This window comes from Paenibacillus sp. P46E (assembly GCF_001909095.1).
GTDB classification, from domain to species: domain Bacteria; phylum Bacillota; class Bacilli; order Paenibacillales; family Paenibacillaceae; genus Paenibacillus_AQ; species Paenibacillus_AQ helianthi.
In genome coordinates, this window is record NZ_LVYZ01000048.1 from 45,880 (window position 1) to 64,122 (window position 18,243).

At 48.8% G+C, this 18,243-nt stretch carries 16 protein-coding genes; 13 read left to right on the forward strand and 3 right to left on the reverse strand.

Annotation, left to right across the window (positions count from 1 at the left end; all coding sequences use genetic code 11):
* Positions 1–5: 5 nt before the first annotated feature.
* From A3849_RS18350 to A3849_RS18360, 3 genes are all read left to right on the forward strand, one after another.
* Complete coding sequence (locus A3849_RS18350) at positions 6–3,413, forward strand: tape measure protein (RefSeq protein ID WP_143191856.1); 3,408 nt, start codon at positions 6–8, stop codon at positions 3,411–3,413.
* Between the two features lie 58 nt (positions 3,414–3,471).
* On the forward strand, positions 3,472–4,158 hold the full coding sequence (locus A3849_RS18355) for a hypothetical protein (protein ID WP_074112725.1): 687 nt from the start codon (positions 3,472–3,474) through the stop codon (positions 4,156–4,158).
* Between the two features lie 217 nt (positions 4,159–4,375).
* Positions 4,376–5,806: a hypothetical protein gene (locus A3849_RS18360; RefSeq protein ID WP_074112726.1), complete on the forward strand. Its 1,431-nt coding sequence runs from the start codon at positions 4,376–4,378 to the stop codon at positions 5,804–5,806.
* A 375-nt stretch (positions 5,807–6,181) separates the two neighbouring features.
* Here A3849_RS18360 and A3849_RS18365 read toward each other — a convergent pair whose 3' ends face one another.
* Positions 6,182–7,159, reverse strand: a complete 978-nt coding sequence (locus A3849_RS18365) for a phosphotransferase enzyme family protein (protein WP_074112727.1) — start codon at positions 7,157–7,159, stop codon at positions 6,182–6,184.
* Between the two features lie 126 nt (positions 7,160–7,285).
* Between A3849_RS18365 and A3849_RS18370 the strand changes: the two genes are divergently transcribed.
* The 5 genes from A3849_RS18370 to A3849_RS18390 all read left to right on the forward strand — a co-directional run bounded on the left by A3849_RS18370 (position 7,286) and on the right by A3849_RS18390 (position 11,161).
* Positions 7,286–7,807: a GNAT family N-acetyltransferase gene (locus A3849_RS18370; RefSeq protein WP_074112758.1), complete on the forward strand. Its 522-nt coding sequence runs from the start codon at positions 7,286–7,288 to the stop codon at positions 7,805–7,807.
* Between the two features lie 228 nt (positions 7,808–8,035).
* The gene (locus tag A3849_RS18375; protein WP_074112728.1) at positions 8,036–9,220 is read left to right on the forward strand and encodes an NAD(P)/FAD-dependent oxidoreductase; all 1,185 of its coding nucleotides are present in this window, start codon (positions 8,036–8,038) and stop codon (positions 9,218–9,220) included.
* Positions 9,221–9,264: 44 nt separating this feature from the next.
* Entirely contained in the window at positions 9,265–10,128 is an 864-nt protein-coding gene (locus A3849_RS18380; protein WP_074100328.1) for an RNA polymerase sigma-70 factor, read from the forward strand.
* A gap of 370 nt (positions 10,129–10,498) precedes the next feature.
* Complete coding sequence (locus tag A3849_RS18385; protein WP_074112729.1) at positions 10,499–10,861, forward strand: ABC transporter permease family protein; 363 nt, start codon at positions 10,499–10,501, stop codon at positions 10,859–10,861.
* Positions 10,862–10,870: 9 nt separating this feature from the next.
* Positions 10,871–11,161, forward strand: a complete 291-nt coding sequence (locus A3849_RS18390; RefSeq protein ID WP_143191857.1) for an ABC transporter permease — start codon at positions 10,871–10,873, stop codon at positions 11,159–11,161.
* A gap of 104 nt (positions 11,162–11,265) precedes the next feature.
* Here the strand turns inward: A3849_RS18390 and A3849_RS18395 are convergent, their stop codons facing one another.
* Together A3849_RS18395 and A3849_RS18400 are read right to left on the reverse strand one after the other, a co-directional pair.
* Complete coding sequence (locus tag A3849_RS18395) at positions 11,266–12,252, reverse strand: hypothetical protein (RefSeq protein WP_074112731.1); 987 nt, start codon at positions 12,250–12,252, stop codon at positions 11,266–11,268.
* Entirely contained in the window at positions 12,230–13,150 is a 921-nt protein-coding gene (locus tag A3849_RS18400) for an AraC family transcriptional regulator (RefSeq protein ID WP_074112732.1), read from the reverse strand. Before A3849_RS18400 ends, A3849_RS18395 begins: the two co-directional genes overlap by 23 nt.
* A 157-nt stretch (positions 13,151–13,307) precedes the next feature.
* On the opposite strand from A3849_RS18400, the gene A3849_RS18405 reads away from it, so the two are divergent.
* The 5 genes from A3849_RS18405 to A3849_RS18425 are packed head-to-tail and all read left to right on the forward strand — an operon-like array spanning position 13,308 to position 18,243.
* Positions 13,308–13,550: an acyl carrier protein gene (locus A3849_RS18405; RefSeq protein ID WP_074084275.1), complete on the forward strand. Its 243-nt coding sequence runs from the start codon at positions 13,308–13,310 to the stop codon at positions 13,548–13,550.
* On the forward strand, positions 13,547–14,887 hold the full coding sequence (locus A3849_RS18410; RefSeq protein WP_074112733.1) for an ATP-grasp domain-containing protein: 1,341 nt from the start codon (positions 13,547–13,549) through the stop codon (positions 14,885–14,887). The genes A3849_RS18405 and A3849_RS18410 overlap by 4 nt, the downstream gene beginning before the upstream one ends.
* Before the next feature lie 16 nt (positions 14,888–14,903).
* Positions 14,904–16,025 carry a glycosyltransferase family protein gene (locus A3849_RS18415; protein ID WP_074112734.1) on the forward strand — a complete coding sequence of 374 codons (1,122 nt, stop codon included), beginning with the start codon at positions 14,904–14,906 and terminating at the stop codon, positions 16,023–16,025.
* Positions 16,025–17,218 carry a radical SAM/SPASM domain-containing protein gene (locus tag A3849_RS18420; RefSeq protein ID WP_074112735.1) on the forward strand — a complete coding sequence of 398 codons (1,194 nt, stop codon included), beginning with the start codon at positions 16,025–16,027 and terminating at the stop codon, positions 17,216–17,218. The genes A3849_RS18415 and A3849_RS18420 overlap by 1 nt, the downstream gene beginning before the upstream one ends.
* Positions 17,215–18,243 (forward strand): Gfo/Idh/MocA family protein, encoded by a 1,029-nt coding sequence (locus A3849_RS18425; protein WP_074112736.1) that lies wholly within the window; start codon positions 17,215–17,217, stop codon positions 18,241–18,243. The genes A3849_RS18420 and A3849_RS18425 overlap by 4 nt, the downstream gene beginning before the upstream one ends.

An 18,243-nucleotide genomic window follows, 5' to 3' on the forward strand; every position in this document is an offset into this window, starting at 1 on the left:
TTGTAATGGGCGTCAAACTGGCGCTTAATGACCGATTTTTTCCTGGCATATCGCCAGCGCTTCGAGCTACTGAGCAATTCCGGGCCACGGTCGAAGCGGCCGAAGGATCACTGCAGCGCCTGTCAGATGCTAGCAGAACAGCGCTACAGGGGCTGCACAGTGCTTCTATCCAAGTTGACGCTTCTATGGACGATGCAGCAATCGCCCGGGTACAGTCACAAGTGGATAGTATCCGGCCGGTGCTTACCCTGGACGCGGTGCTGGACTCCAGCGCTGTGAACCGGATCGGGGAACAATTCGCAGCCCTAACGTCTAACATAAATGTAGACGCGACCATAGACCCGGGAGCCGTCGGCCGGATTAACACACAGCTGGAAGTGATTCACCCTAGCCTGAACCTGGACATAACCGCTACCCAGTCCAGTATCAACCAAACGGAAAGCCGGTTACGCGGGCAACTAAGCGGCCTAGACGTACCGCTGCAGGTCGCCCAGGCGACAATTCAGCAGATACGCTCCGAGCTTCGGGCGTCGCTGGCCAATGTAGACGTCAATCTGACCATAGACAGCGGAGCGATTGCCGTCGCCAGGACGCAGCTGCAGGGATTAAGTCCGGTAAATATCACGGCTGACCTTGACGGCGGGGGCGTCGCTTCGCTCCGATCTCAGCTGAACGCACTTAACCCGCTGGGAATCGACCTTAACCTGGACAGTGGCGTCGTCTCCAGCCTACGTACCCAGCTGGCGGGCTTAAGTCCGGTTAACATTGACCTGAACGTAGACAGTGACGCGGTTACCAGGTTGAGGTCCCAGCTGGGTGGTATACATGCTGAAATTGGCCTGGACGTAGACGCTGTTCAGATCGCCCGGCTGCATTCACAGATTCAGTCCCGCCTGGGCAGCATCGAAATAAGGCTGGATGCTCCGACGATCCTGCCTAACTTGCAAAACCAAATATCGGCCAACATAGGCGCGATAGACATACGGCTAGACATTCCACCGCTGGAGATTGCCCGGATTAGGGCGGCACTGCTATCGCATGACTTTGTTATTAACCCCCACATAGACGATGACGCTATTCGCCACCTGCAGGCCGAACTGGATCGGGTACGGATTCGCGGAGAATCAGCCACCCGAAGTATGGGCGGCCTGCGGGCCTCTATTATGGGAATCGGTGCTGTCCTAGGCGGCGGCTTCGCGGTGAAGGGACTCTGGGACGGCCTGGTCGGCGCTAATGCTGATATGGAAACCTATCAGAATACATTAGCGGTTGTCCTTAAGGATCAAACCAAAGCAGCGGAAACGCTGAAATGGGCCAGCACCTTCGCGGCGACTACGCCGTTTGAAATCCCCGAAGTTGTCGAAGCGACAACCAAGATGGCTTCCTACGGTATTGAAGCCCGTAAGGTCCTAGGCGTCACCGGTGACATGGCCGCCGTCATGGGTAAGTCACTGGACCAAGCGGTCGAAGCGATTGCCGATGCACAGACCGGAGAGCTGGAGCGCCTGAAAGAATTCGGGATCACCAAAGCTATGATCGAAACCCAGGGCGCGAAGATGGGAACGCAGCTGCTTAACAGTAAAGGCCAGATCACAGATCAAACGGCCTTTAATGCTGCACTGTTTAGCTTGATGGAACAGCGCTACGGCGGCGGTATGGAAATGCAAGCTCAGACCTTTAAAGGCATGATGTCAAACGCTAAAGACTTTGTGGGAACAATGGCCCGCGAAATGGGGAAACCCCTGTTTGACAAAATGAAAGTAGGCCTGGGCGAACTGCTTTCCTGGACACAAAAAATCCAGGATAACGGGCAGCTGGCCGAATGGATGGCCAGGGTCCAGCGGTATGTCGGTACAGCTTGGAATGCCATTGTTACAGCTGGCGGCTATATCGTTACAGCTTTCCGGGTAGTGAGCGCCGGAGTACAGACAGCCTATGGATGGATTAAGTGGATTTTTGATTCAATCGCTGAGCAGGCCGGAGGTAAAGCCCTGACCACGGCGCAGACAGTCGGGGATAGGCTGGTTTCGTCGTTTAATGCCTTCCGTGACGCTGCCCAGCCGGTTCTGCAATGGCTGATAGATACCGGGCTGCCGGTAGTACAGGACGCCCTGGTCGCGGTCGGCGTGGCTGCGATTGACGCGGCTTCCTGGATGATAGATCACTGGGGGCCGGTACAAGAATTCCTGGTGGATATCGGAGCTGCAGCAGTCGAAACCGCCGGATTCTTCATAGACAACTGGTCCTGGATCGGTCCGATCATAATAGGGTTGGGAATTAGCTTCGGAGCACTTGGATTAAAGGTGTTAGCTGTTGCGGCCTACACCAAACTGGCAGCGGCAGCGACCCGTATCTGGGCCGCTGCGCAAGCCGCCTGGACGGCGGTCATGTCCGTTAACCCTATTTATCTGATCCTGGTTGGCATAGGCTTGCTGATCGCTGGCATTATCCTGCTGGTTAAAAACTGGGACACAGTAAGCGCCTGGCTGCTGAATATCTGGGGCATTATCCGGGACGCGGCTATTAGCTTCTTCGGCGCTATAGGCGACTTCTTTGTCACCTGGGGCGGGATCATATGGAACGCCATAACGACAGCCGTCAGTGCAGTGGTCGGCTGGATGGCTAACAGCTGGAACGGCACGAAGGACACCGCCGTCGAGGTCTTTACGTTCGTAGGTGACTTTATCCGTGGTATCTGGGATGGGCTGGTCACCGGGCTAGATACAGCCTGGAACGGCATCAAATCCGGCTTTACGACCGGTGTCCAGTTTATCGTCGATATCCTTAACGGCATGATAGACAAAATCAATGGCGCCTTGGATATCAAGCTGCCAGAATGGCTGGGCGGCAAGGAATTCGCAATCAGCATCCCACATATTCCAGACGTAGCTCCTGAGACAGACGGCAGCCACGCGACCGGCTTAACTCGCGTACCGTTTGACGGCTACACCGCGACCCTGCATAGGGATGAACGGGTTTTAACCGCTGCAGAGTCCCGCCGGTACGATCCTACAGCTGGTTTGTATCAGCCCTTTAGGGATACACAGCAGCTGGCCAGCATCATTTCTGCAGCGATTCCTTCTCAGGAAGTCCAGCAGCAGGTTCAGGCGGTAACGTACAACGTACAGGCGCAGATTCCGGCCCAGCGATTCGCTGGCGCTCTTGAAGCGGAAAGCGGGAACGACAATACTCAGCGCTATGAACCGGTGCTGACGAGCGGACAGGGTCCGCAAACGACGGCAAAATTGAACCAGCCGATTAACATCGAACAACTGGTAGGTTCAGTGCAGATCATAGCGGCCCCTGGAGACGACGGCGAAGAACTGTACGAAAAATTCATGGAAATACTATACCGCCGGACGAAGGAAGGCGCGAACGTGTTAAGAGCGGCAGGATTGGATGGGCTGTTATAACCTGCTTCACTTCCAATAGCCAAAACGTGTAGCACCCAAATTAGAGGAGGAAAATACCGTGAGAATTGAATCATATGAAAAATTGAAAGCTGATATCGCCGCTCATGAAGCAAAGTGTCAGGGAGATAATGCGAAGAAGGCCGCAGCTGCTGCAGAAGTAAAGACTTCAAAGGATCGTTACGATGAAGTCTTAAATAGGGCAGCGCAAGGGGGTTACACCGATGAAATAGCTATAGAAGTAAGTAAGGCGCAGGGGGAGGTACTGATTGCGGAAAAAAGACAGCAGCAGCTTTTAGCACAGTTGGGCATCGCGACTTCACTCCAGGGCTTTTCTGGGGCTGCTTCAAGGGTAAGATCGGAAATTCAGCAGTTGATTTCAGATGGCACAATTTTAGTTGAGTTGCAGCCCGCGCTAGATGAACTGGCCGTAATACAGGTGGAGTATCTGGACAAGCTTCGTGATGTATTACACGGCAGGGCGAATATAAACCGGAAACTGCGAAACATCCAGGAGGAAACGCAAAGCTTAGAGCAACAAATAGCAGGCAATAGATTTGAATTTGGTATCATGGGAGCGGCTCAACTGGACCTAGGTGCCCTGCGTAAGTGGGTATGGTTATGGATGTTTGACGATCTGGAAGTAGTAACGAAAAGGCTGGAGAACGAAGCATATGAAGTCGCGAATGGGCCAATATACATTAGCCAGGGCATCATCTTAAGGAATGAAATTATTTATCCTGACTAATGATCGACGCATATAGTCCAGTTTATAGATGAAATATCTAAATATGTGTAATTATAAGCGGGGACCCATGATATGGTCCTCGCTTATAATTATTAGTCTAGAAAGCCTGCGCTTTTTATTAACAAGAATTTGAGCTGTGGAATATTCCATAATCTTACTCTATCGTTTGAAAAATATGATACTATATTTAGATATAATAGCGAAAAGGGTGGGTTATATGGCTATCTCTGTGTGTGATTTTTTGGGAATTGAAAAAGAAAAATTTGATGCTACTGGAGCGTTTGATGCAATACTGGATGTTGATAGCAAAATGTTCATTGACCCCCACCTGCTATCAGCTTGTGAAGTGCCGGAATTCCAGAATTCTTACGAAAAAGTGAGACAAAGGTTTACAGATATACTGAAAATATTGAGACACTCCAAAGAAAAAGGAGATGTATTTTGGAGACGGGCTGAAATGTACTTTAAATTCCCAGAAGTAAAGGGGTTGTGCATAGGCTATTCTAATAAAGGTACTAGCGGGAGTGCTATCGGTCCAGGTTTAAGAGAAAGATTGCTGGAGACGGCCAAAAGTATAATCGACAGCGGTATTGAAGAACCAGAAATATTTGAGTTGGTAGGGTTGTTTGAAAGTAATATTGGCCCTGATCGACTTAGCGATATTACAGCAAACATAATTAGCGATGATATACTTAACTACTCTCAACGGATATTTTCCGAAATGGGTGTTGAGACTAGCGAGCAAACAATAGAAGGGGAAAGTTACAAATTGGTAATGAACCCTCATAATAAAAGTGCAATTTTACTTTTGCCTAAAACCATTCTAAGGGATTTACCGTTAGCATTTAGTTGGAGTGATATTGATATCGTATGCTCCCACAATGAAGAGCTAAGACACCGAGTAAATCAACTTATAGGCGACACATGGAAACAAGCCGTGAGTCAACAAAAGCAGTATTTAAAAGAATTGATTTTAAAGGAACCTGGTTTGTTAGAAGATCTTATAACGCTTTACAAAGTTAAACCACAGACTACTTATGATTTTATAAATGATCCGGCAGGACAGGTGGTATGGTACTATGCTTCTAAGGAAACAGTGCAAAAATTCCCACTGGAATTAAAAAAAGAAAAGGTCGAAACGCCAGAAGATTTAATGGACTTTGTAATTACAATATGCGATAAATATAAAGATTTAATAGAGAACAATGGATTGAATTCCTTGTTATATGATGGTGTGAAGCCCAAAAAAGAAGAGGCTGCTCAAAAACTTTTCTTTGGTATTGCTGATGCTTACTGTGCTGCTAATAATATTGATATTAGTAGAGAGGTAAATGGTGGAAGAGGACCGGTGGATTTTAAATTTAGTACAGGTTATACAAATCGTGTTGTAGTAGAGTCGAAACTAACTACAAATGGACAACTCTTACATGGATTTACTGTTCAAATAGCTGAGTATCAGAAAGCAGAAAAAACGTTGCATGGAATTTATCTTGTACTTGACAATGGAGGACCAATTAAGCGTATAACAGACTTAAAAGACTTGATTTTAAATTGCAAACGAGAGGGATTACGTATGCCAACCGTTATATTTGTAGATGCTAAACCTAAACTCTCGGCTAGTCGGTATGAGCCTGGAAAAACCAAATAATATTTATTTTGATTGGTGCTAAACTGGTGCTGAAAATGTATGCTATATTAATGAATCACGCCTGTATAAGGATTTTTATAGTGGATGGGATTATTGCTTGTACTCCTAAGCAGCTTGAACTGTTAGGGTCAAACACATGGAATTATCGTTATTATCACACTATAACAAACCACAAAAAAACACACCGTACCCCGCATACGGTGCATGTGGAGTCAGTGGCTTTGCTAGTGAGGGAGTAAAAAATAAACAGAAGCGGCCAGGAATCTATATAAGATTCCGGATCCCTTCTGGAGTAAGAGCCATGTAGATCTCTCTACATGGCTCTTTTGTGTATTTTTAAACTTAGATTTAGAGCGTTCAATAGTATAGGAATTGTTATTCCCAATACGGAACACCTGTGAAGAGAAACGATTCATTGTTTACATAGGCATTAATTTCTCTACTGGCTAATTTACTGATATGGTTAGGCAACCAATCCTGCGAATCGGGCAGACCCAGCCAGAAATTCATGGTTTCAAGCTGTGCTGCAACGAAAAAACCTTCCAATAGCTCAATATAGTTATCCGGTAATGAATGATACTTAGAATATGATTTCAGTAACTGTTCTCTGAATGAAGGGTGTATATATGAGAACGTCCAGCCCAGATCAAGCAAATAGTAACCAAACCCGCAAGCGCCAAAATCGATGGGCCGCGCCTCATTTTCATGAAACACAATATTACTTGGAATCAAATCGGCATGAATCATTCCCCAATTACCGGACGTTCTCTCCATAGAGTTCATCATTGTAATTACCTGTCCACCTGCAATTTGAAGAAGTTCGGTATCACTTGTATGAAGCAGACCTGCATTAGCCCGCTCCCTAAGCTTGCCCAGTGATTGTAATATACGGGAACTATCAAAGACAGGACGTTCAAATAAACTTGGGATTTGCCAGTTAGAGGCTTGCCTATGTAATTTACCGGTCATTTCACCTATATATTTAGCGTCATCTATTGTAAGGATAAAGGGTTTCTGCTCACCTTCCACCCATTGTAGCAAAGTGCAGCACGTATTGTTTACGTTCGTAATGAATTCTCCGCAGGTATTCTTATAAGGTGAAGGCAGGGTTAAATCTGTATCAAATGCTAAGGCGTGAAGCCAGACCATTTCGGAATGGATGACTTCCTGCTTACTCCAAAAACTTTCAAGAGTGTCACCCTTGGATATATGCAATCGGAGGCTATAACTGTTATTATCCAGGTCAGTGATTTTATAGATCGTATTCCCGCTTTGTGCAATGAAATCAATCGATTTACATGTTATGGAGTAGTTACTTAATGCTTCCTTTGCTATACTTAAGTTTTTATCCAATCGCAGATCTCTCCTCGTTATCATTGTATAAAATCACAATATCACATCTATTTTTGGGGAAAAATGTAATGGTTGATTATATTTGTTTTTGACTACTGGCAAATAGTTGATAGGGGTGGATTGTTCTTGAGAACCGTATTTTTAGCAAAGCCGAGTATTGAATATCAAAACGAATACATAGCTTTCTACGAGGAATGGAGGTCTAGTGGAGAATCTATTGTACCGTGGGTTGTGAGCAGAGACCCGTCTGACTTTGAGGGTATGATTCAATTTCTGCTTGAAAATGAAAATCGAGAGCATATCCCTGAAAATTGGGTTCCTAGTTCTACATACTGGTTAGTATCCGATGACAAGAGGGTCATAGGGGCAGTAAATATCAGACATGACTTAACTGAAAAATTATTTAATTGTGGCGGTCATATTGGATACGGAATTCGTCCTACCGAGAGACAAAAAGGGTATGCTACAAAATTACTTGCTATGGCATTGGATGAAACCAAAGGACTTGGTATCAAGAAAGCCCTGGTTGTATGTGATGAAGGGAATATAGCTTCTGAGAAAACGATTCTTAACAACGGTGGAATACCGGACACAAGCTTTACAGAGGAAGATGGCAATGTCGTAAAAAGATTTTGGATTGAAACCTAATCATTTTGAGATGCTTCAAGTCTTTACACCTGTAAATCCAGCAAACAAAGGGAAAAATGATAAAGATTCAATTCTCAATCGAAAATAATTACCGACAAAGGTAAGGCATGTTTTATACCGTTTAATATCCGTGAGTACGAATAATCAGCAGTCGTCAACTTATCGCTGTTGTCACAACACGACCCCTTATCTCGTTTTATAAGCAAAACAAAATAAGGAGTGGTTGCAATGAAAGAATTGATATGCATCATCGTTGGCGGAGGATATGCGGGCATCAATGCGGTTAATGCGATTCGAAAAACGTTAAAGGGTGAGTCAAGCCAGCGTCCGCTTCGACTCATTCTAATCGATAAGAATCCCTATCACCTTCGTAAAGTTTTGCTTTTTAAGCCTGCGGCTGGAAACGAAGATATAATTGTCCCACTGACAAGGTTGTTTCCCGTGGGGGTCGAATTCGTTCAGGCTACCGTAACCAAAATCGAATCAGAGAAGAGAAGGCTGCTTTATCAGGATGCCGAAGGAATTGAGAATTCGATGGAATATGACATTCTCGTTTTGACGGTAGGCAGCATCGTACGGCAACCCGACCTTGATCAGGGGGGGATGGCATTGGCGAGCTTGGATGCCGCGTGGAAGATCAGAGAAGCGTGGCGCACGAATATGCAAAAAGCCGTTAAGGAAACAAACGCGAAAGAGCGTCAGAGATTAATGACCATTGCCGTTGCGGGAGCAGGTATAAGCGGCATCGAGACATCTGCCGAACTGGCTCATTTCGTTCGAGAAGATGCGCAGCAATGGGGACTTGATCCGGGCGCTGTGCGGATAAAACTATTTAACACGAACAAGAGGCTATTCCCGGATGGCCCGACCAAGGTAGGACTTAAACTGGAACGTTCACTTGAAGCTTGCGGAGTAACCGTCTTACAAGGGAGCAGAGTTTTACAGGAGAAAGAGGGAACGCTTACCTTATCTAGCGGAGAAACGATGTCTGTCGGTCTATGTGTTTGGACGCTGGGGCTTCTACCCAATCCAACGCTGCGAAACATCGGGTTACCGGTCACTCCGGAAGGATACGTGATCGTAGATGCAAGTTACCGGGTTCAGGGTACTCAGGGTGTATACAGCATTGGCGACTGCGCCCGAATCGTAGACCCTGCTAGCGGACGGGCGGACGGGAAGACGTGTAAGGAAGCGACCGCTCAAGCGGCAAGGCTTGGGAAGATTTTGTCGGCGGATCTTGAAGGGCGCCCTGCACCTTCGCATAAGGGGTTTATAGACTTTTTCTGCTTTGGCTTAGGTCCGGGGCATGGAATGGCATGGACACGTATATTGGGGGTAGATATTGTTTTTACGGGAAAGCTGGGTTGGCGACTGAGGAAATTTACATGGGATGCGCCAAGTCTGTTAAAATAATGTAACTAAGTAGAGGATTCGAGGCTAAGATTGGAAGTGGGAAGATGCAAGAGTTATATGAGCAGTATAAAGCGCTGCTGTTTACGCTTGCCTACCAACTGACCGGGTCGGCTTCCGATGCGGAGGATGTTGTGCAGGACGTATTCCTGAAGATCAATGACGTAGATCTGGCGCGTCTGGTTAAACCCAGAGCATATCTGTGCAAAATGGTGACTAATCGCTGTCGGGATTTATTCAAATCGGCGCGTAAACGGCGGGAACTGTATTTCGGACAATGGCTTCCCGAGCCCATTCTTACGCCCAATGATGAATCGTTTGAAGCGGTTGTTCGTGATGAGCTGTTGTCTTACGCTATGCTCGTGTTGCTTGAAAGGCTATCCCATACGGAACGGGCGGTGTTCGTGCTTCGTGAAGCGCTCGGCTTTGAATATTCAGATATTGCTGAACTTGTTGACAAAAGTGAAGCAAATTGCCGCAAACTGTTCAGCCGTGCGAGAGGGAAGATGGGGATTACCCGTGATGAGCAGGTCCACTCAGAAGCGGCGAGCGAAGAGTGGGTCCGTCGATTCCTGAAGGCTCTCGAACTGGGAAACGTGGACACGGTTGTATCCATACTCGCCGAAGATGTCGTGTTGGTCTCTGATGGAGGGGGCAAAGCGTTCGCCGCCGTCCGTCCTATTGAATCGCGCGATCCCGTCGCCCGGTTCCTTCTCGGTCTAATTCGTAAGGCTCCTCATTACGAAGGAGGCGTGCATGTAGAGATGACGGATATAAATGGTCAAACAGGGCTTGTTGTCCGTTCAGGCGAGGGCATCGAAGTTGTTGTGCTGATACACGTTGAGAGAAATGCGATTTGCAACCTGTACTTTATTAGGAACCCAGATAAGCTGAGGCATTTATTGAAATGAAAAAGAGTATTCGATTGGAGCTAGTCCTTATGTACAAGACCACGAACAGCTTATATAAGGGAGGAATCATGACAACTTTCGACTGTCGAGATATTATTAACTCTTCTTTCTTTTGTCATGCTGTTTCTGGGGGAAATGCCGAGAAGGCTTGCGGCGGCAGCCGGATCTGCAACTATTGGCGTATTGGCAGAGCAGCTTTTTTTTGAGGGGTGCAGATGGCAAATGGTTTTGATCTATCTGATCTCCGCTCAATGCCGTTGTTCAAATAAAATAAAGAGCATCACCTCACTGCCCGAATCTTTTTTATTTCGGGCCTTGGAGACCACATCACCATTCGAGCCATGGACGGGAAGCTAAAGGAAATCTAACCGTGACAGTAGCGGGGATTGTCGATCAGGATTTGCTGTCGAACGAATATAATAGCAGTCAAGTTCTTTCATTCTTTACTTCCCCGGAAGTCTATTCCAGGATCATGGGAACCGATACTTATTCCAGAATCTTCATCCTGGCTAATCCGGAGCTATCGAGCCTGCCTATAACAGACTATCTCAAATCATTAAATGAAAAGGATGCCGGATTTAATTATACGGATCGGGTGACGGAAATCGCTCAGGCCAAAAATGACGCCATGACGTTCAGTATCTTGCTGTATGGCTTCATCGGTGTCATTGTGCTCATTGGTTTCTTGAACATTATGAATACCGTAAGTACGAATCTGATCCTTCGTACGTAAGAGTTTGCAGTGCTGAAGGCCATCGGCATGATGCAGAATGAAGTGAGGAAAATGATTATTTTAGAAGGGATATTCTATGGTTTATTGGCCTCCTTGATCGGTATTCTGCTAGGGACGGCTCTGAATTATGGACTACATGTACTCTTCGCAGGCATTTTGGATACAGCCTGGGTATTCCCGTGGGCCAGTATCGGCATTGCCTTCGCGGGTGCGATGATTACGTCGCTCGCCGCCGCGATTTGGCCGATGTATAGGATAAATAAAGTAAATATTGTAGATGGTCTTCGGAGAGAGAATTAGATTACGTGATTCCACCCTGTGGCATCACCAATGAAAAGAAGACGCAGGAAACTCCTAATTCCTGTGCGTCTTCTTTTTTTGTGCTTGTGCAGAATTAAGGAGAGTTAATAATGGTTGTTGATGATCATTGTTAACTCTACCAATTCATCCAGAAGCTGCTCTTCCAAGCTGATGATCTCACTCATCTTCTTATGAATCTTCACACGCGCAGCCGGCTTATTGCCGGAACACATCACCTTGATTATAAATTGATTAATCAGATCCCACTGCTCTCCTGCATGCCGGTAGCCCTCGGCGGCCCGGGAGAGTGCAGGCACATGGGCACCATCGTCAAGCAGCTGCAGGAACAGGCTGAACCGGATTCTGCTGATCGGCAGGGCGTTGGCGTAGATCTTGAAGTTAGAACTGGCTTCGGCAGTCCCGTCGCCGGTAACTCCCTCCTCCAGATAGGCGTCCGCATAGGCGGTTAGCTGCGCTGCAACCTGGTCCGGCTGAATCGGATGGGTTGGATTCGTCAGCATTCCTTGAAGCGTAGTCTGCCAATCTGTGTAGGAACGCGAAGCATCACAAAGATCAAATAAGGCATAGAAATGGCAGGCTTGCTCAAGGAGATCAAAATCCACAGCTTCAAGCTCTTTGCCATAATAGGCATCCGTCAGATAAATGATGTTGCTCGAACGGTCCAGTCCAACGGCGAGACAAGCATGGCTGGTATGCAGCCTGCGGAAGGCCACACACCAGGGGCAGTCATAAGAATCGAATCCAACCAGGACCGGCATTCCTGAGGACAGCCGGCTCTCCAGGATATCCAGCATAAAGTTCTTATCCATAGCCGGGCCCTTTCGTTCGATATAACTGAACCTAAGGCCATGGTACGCAGACAGGGATTCTGTACTGATCCGTGGAAGCATTAACCGCTCTATCAACGGCTGATCCGGGGACTGCTGTGCTTCAAAGGACATCTGCCAGGCATTGCCGTACATACACTTGCTGTCTGTTCCCTGCCACTTCGCAACAGACTGGATGCAGTCATCAATACAACTGCGCAGGGTGGGGTAGGGGGTACTCTTAATGGGAGCAATGTTCAGCACTGCTCATCATCTCCTTCGCCGACAAAAAATGACTCTGCAACCGGTTTCGATAAGAAGCCGGAGTCATCCCGCTATATTCACGGAATAGCCGGTAGAAATATTTCATATCGTAAATTCCGACCTCCAGTGCAACGGACTGTATCCCAAGCTTCGTGAACATCAGCAGAATGCAGCTGTATTTCATGCGGATTTCCTGTAGCATCTGGATGTAGGACCTGCCGGTCTTAATTTTGAATAATCGCTGGAACTGGCGGGAGCTCACCGCAATCTGCCGGCTCATCTCCTGCAGCGTGATTTTTTTCCTGAAATTACTGATCATATACAGGATGACGTCATGCAGCGGATCATAGTCCTTCCCGGGCTGCTGAGTGAAAGGGACGGTTGCTGCGGGCATAATGAGGTTCGCCACTTCGAACAGCAACGGGTATAGCTGCTGTTGACCCCTAAGTGAGCCATAGTTTTGCATCCCCTGCATACGGCGGAGCAATAAGGTTAGCTCCACGCTTTTCCCCCTATATCCGAACCAATGTTTCACCTCCAGAAGCTTCAGGAATGGTAACATATGCCCTTCGGAGAAGGGTCCCGGCAGCTCTCTGAGAATCCTGCAAAGCTCAGGCCTGAGCATGCAATTGAAGATGAGGAGCGGCTCTGCACCGGTCAGATCCTGAGGGTGAAAGACATGGGAAACCCCGGGAGGTATAACTAACAAGTCTCCCTGCATAACCTGCATTTTATCCTCACCCGCCAGATGGATTCCTTCCCCTTGAACCACATAAGCGAGCTCCAAAAAATCGTGCTGATGACATACCGATGTGACCGTTTCCTGAGTCAGGAGCATTTGTACCGGTGAACAGGAGTCAAATAGATATTCCCCAGTAAATACCGGAAAACCTTCCATAAACAAACCTCCGTTTCCTGCTTCCTTATGATGGACAACTTGGAATCCACCCTAGTATAGCTGAATATTTTGGCGCATTCAACCATATATTAACAGTTCAACTTTTGGTATATTCTTTCTATTCATTCCTAATATGCATACTGAAAGGGGTATACACATGCAGCAGAAGGTCATTGAAATTATCGCCGAAATCAAAGAGGAACCGGGCCTGCTTCAGACGCTGAACGGAGCTTCAGATCTGACGCTGGACGCCGCACTTGATTCCCTGCAAATCATCAACTTTATTCTGAGAATCGAAGACGAATTCGATGTCGAAGTAGATTTCGATACCTTTGATCTTGAACATTTGAAATCGGTAGACCGCTTCTCCGATTATGTCGCGGGGCTTGCCGTACGATGAAGAACGCTGTGCACTGCGGCAGCCTGGAGTCAGAACGGTACTGGCGGGAGGAAGACCTGGCTGCTCTGCCGTCCGTTCCTGATGCGAAGGCTCTGGCTATTGTGCAGGCCATGGATGAGATGCTGTTTGTCTTCTGCAGGAGCGGAGATATTCTATTAACCCGTCAGGGTATGGACAAGGCTCAATATGACTATCTGCAATCGCTCGATTATTCATTTAGGACCAATAGGAATCCGTTAACCTTGGGAGTGGAGGAATCAGGCACAGCACAGAACGCGCTGAATGTATTTGAGTTGCTGGGCAGGCTGGACCCCGGGCAGGAACTGGGCAGCTTAATACCGGAAGGATGGTTCCTTGAACCGTTTGCCGTGCTTCCCGGGACGCATGAGGCGGTTAGGCGGTATAAGCTTCTGCCCGTTATTCCGGATGAACAGATTGTACGTAAAGTGAACACCAAAACCTACTCTGCTGCTATGCGGGACAGGCTGCTGCTGCCGAATATCGCTCTTGTCGTCCATAGCACGGAAGAGTTGCTGCAATCAGGACAAGCGTTGCTGGAGAAGGGGGCTTTTCTGATCAAGGATGAGTATGGTGTATCCGGCAAAGGAAATCAGCTCGTGGACTCTGAGCGGGTGTTGCGCAGAATTGCCGGGTACCTGGAGTCCAGCCGGAACCAGGACAAAAGAATAAAGTTTGTGCTCGAACCTCTGCTGGACCGGGAGACAGACTTCTCCTGTCAATTTCACATTGATCCGGAAGGCCGGATCTCGATATTGTCCGTTCAGCAACTGGTCAACCACGGTTTTGCTTTCGGAGAGTCACATTCCCCGGAGCCGTCTCTGCTCGATAGGCTGGACCGGGAAGGATATTGGGAAACCATGCATAGCATTGGGCGGGAGCTGTATGCAGATGGTTATTTCGGTGATGTATGCGTGGATTCAATGCTGCTGCGTGACGGGAGCCTCGCCCCTCTGGTGGAGATCAATGCCCGGAAGTCGATGAGTCTGATCAAGCATAATGTAGACCGCCATCTCAAGCAGGAGGGGATGCACACCTGTCTAATACAGGTACCGCTGGCAACCCTAGGCGAGGTTCATTATGAAGAGCTGCTGGGGCGGCTTGCGCAAGAAGACGTTTTATTTTCGCTGGAAGAGGGGGAAGGAGTGATTCCTTTGACTTCGGGTACACTCCAGCCTCCAGCCTCTTCCCGATCCACCGGCTCCGCCAAAGGCAAACTGTATGCAGCACTCGCTTACCGGAATGAAGACAGCAAGAATAGACTCATCCGCAAGCTGGACGAATCGCTTCTGCGCACTGGCTATACTATACTGCGATAAAGAAAGGGATCCTCCTATGAATAACACCGTGACTATTCTATGTTCTGGTTTTGGTCTGGGCTTCTATGTCCCCGGCCTGCTGATTGAACGGAGACTCATAGCACTTGGCATCCAGGCGGAGATTGAAGTTTTTGAAACACTCATGCCGGACAGCAAAAAAAAGCAGACGGACAACAGCCGCAAAGCGTACCAGCAGAACTTTGCCGTAGCCTTAACCTCACAGAAAATACCGGCGGATATCCGGAGCAGCCTGGATGCTGCAGCCGTGGAACGTTTACTTCAGCAATGGAAGCAGGAAGGAAGACAGCGCTTCATTGTATTATCCGGGCACTGGGTGCATGTTATGGACAGGTACCGTGAATTAGCCGGCTTTCCTGTGGATGCCGACCTGCTCTATATTGATGCCGATCTTTCGCCATCATGGAAGAATCTCCGCAGGCTGAACCCCGGTTACGCGGAAGGCTACCGTGAAGTAAGCATGTATGATCCCGCGAAACGGGAGATTCGATACAGTATAGATGCCGGTCCCCTGGAAGCGCTGCCCCCTTCGGCTAGGAACGGAAGACTGGTTGTTCATGGCGGCGGCTGGGGAATTGGAACCTTCCGCGAGAAGTTTGATGCTCTGGAGTCGGCAGGGTATGAGCTGGATATCGCCGCGTACAGCTCTCAGGAGATTGGAGCGGCCATCCATGGAAGACGTTATTATATGAACGACCCGGAGTGGCGGACCTGGAAGCGTGACAGCAGCGGGCAGTATACCTTCCCGCCTTTTGCAGAGGTAACCGGTAACCAGGCAGACCGTTTTCCGCCCTGCCGTAACTATCAGGATGGGATGTATGGTGTCATCCGGCAGACATCCGCAGTAATCAGCAAGCCGGGAGGAGGCGCCTTGATTGATTCTCTTACTTCGGGCACTCCGCTGGTGCTGCTGGACCCCTTTGGCCCGCACGAGAAGATTAACAGTGATCTATGGGTAGAGCTTGGTTACGGCATCCGTTACGGGGAGTGGGCCGAATCGGGCTTTGACCGTGAGAAATTGCGTAAGCTGGCGGATAACCTCAGGTCAGCCAGGGGCCAGTATCCAGACTATGCGGCAAGCTATGCGGAACAACGATCCGCAGCAGAAGGGAGAAGCTAATGCAGCCTACCAGTAGAGTTAACCTTGATGCCAAGTCCTTTGAGGCTCTGAAACGCACGATCAAGAATGTCGTGGTTCCACACAGAGAACGCAAACATGATCCCGGGTTCAGAACCGTCATGCCGGAAATTATGTCCCTGAAGCTGACCAACCGCTGTAATCTCCGCTGCAAGCATTGCTACCAATGGAATGAATCCGGCTATCATCATGATATGGACACCGCCGAGCAGAACCTGGATATGGATCTGGAGATGATCCAGAGGCTTCTGGAGGAGACGGATGAGGCACAGTCCCGTTTGTATTTATGGGGGGGCGAGCCGCTTTTTCACCGGAATACCCGGCAGATTCTGGAGCTTCTGAAGGAGCATCCCCGGGATACAACGATCTGTACTAACGCCTATCTGATTCCTAAGTACGAAGAGGAGCTGTGTGCGATCTCTGACAACCTGGAACTGCTGATTCCGATAGAAGGGTTCGAGGAGGAGCACGATATACTGCGCGGCAAAGGTTCCTTTCACAAAGTGGTCGAGAGCGTCGAACGGCTGCTTGAACTGCGCAAGCAAGGCCGCTTCCGCGGCCGGATCTCTGTGCACAATGTGATTAATGACAATATGATCGGCCGGTTGTACGAGCTGGTGGAGTTTTTTGAGCAAAAGGGCGTCGATCTGGTATTGCTTTGCTTCCCGTGGTATATCTCTGCGGAAACCAGTCTGGAAATGGACCGCTTCTACGATGAACACTTTCAGTGGCTGGCTGAGCTTCCGCCGGATCACCGGAGCAGCTGGCATGCCTTCAAATACCATATTAAGCCTGAGAATGTCACAAGGCTAACCGAAGACCTGAAACGGATCAACAGCCACACTTGGCACAATACCCGAATCCGTTATCAGCCGGGGCTGGACTTTGATGAAATCGAAGATTTTGTTGCCGGCAAGCCGATGGCCTCCCGCAGTACGTCGAAATGTCTGGCGCTCAGTACCCGGGTGGATATTGCTCCGAATGGCATGGTGAGTGCATGTAAATTTTTTGGCGAGCTGGCTATTGGCAATGTGAAGGAGCAGACGCTGACGGAAATATGGAATTCAGCCCGCTACGACAGGCTGCGGCGGATTCTGGATGAAGGCTTGTCCCCGGCTTGTTCCAAATGCAATGTGCTGTACTTGAATACTTATGCTGCGCTAACGCATGTATGAAGAACGGGGATGAACAACCTGCCTACAAGCTCGGAATCCTGGGTTCGTCGAACATTGCTGTACCGGCCATACTGGAGCCTGCGCGGGTTGTGGAGAAGGTTCGGATAACGGCAATCGCCAACCGGACCTTTGAAAAAGCGGCGAAACTGGCGGATTCCTACCAGATTCCTTATGTGGCGGGCAGTCTGGAGGAACTGCTGGAGCTTGGCGAGCTGGATGGAGTATATATTGCACTCAGTAATGAGCTTCATACAGAATGGGCAGTCCGGGCTTTGAAGGCGGGTAAGCATGTATTGGTAGAAAAGCCGATATGCCTGAATCCCGAAGAAGCGGAACGGTTACGGCTGGTAAAAGAACAATCCGCCACTCCGAAGCTTGCCGAAGGTCTGATGATTGCCTTCCACCCCTGGCAGCAGGCACTCCAATCTATTGTCCGCTCCGGGCAATTCGGTCCGCTCCACAGGATCAGTACAAGAATATCCGTCCCTGCCAAGGACAGATATGCCGGAAATTACCGCAGTGTCAAGGCTAAAGGCGGAGGCGCTTTTACCGACCTGGGGTGTTATTGGCTGCAGTTCCTGCAGACCCTGGTCGGTCTTCAGCCCCGAGAGATTAGGGCGCAGTCGGCTTTTGACGGACCGGAAGGCTGCGATTGGACCTTTCAGGCGGCGCTGCAATATGAGAACGGTCTGGAAGCGGAGTGTCTTACTTCCTTTGAGCTTCCTTTCCGGGCTTCGCATACCTTGTATTTCGAGCATACGGTGCTGACAGTCCCGGATTTCTTCCGGCCGGTCAAAGGATTCTACAAAATCAAAATACGGCATGATCTTCCGGACAACCGCAGCACCCTGTGCGAATTTGAGCCGATGAACTATTATGTGAACCAGCTTGAAGCTTTCGCGGAGATAATGAGCGGCCAAAAGGCGGAAAGGCTGGAGGATACATGGGAACGCGTACGCCTGCAATCCCTGATCATGGCCGAGGCGCAGCAGCGCCGGGTCTATAATGCGGCCAGCCATCTATAG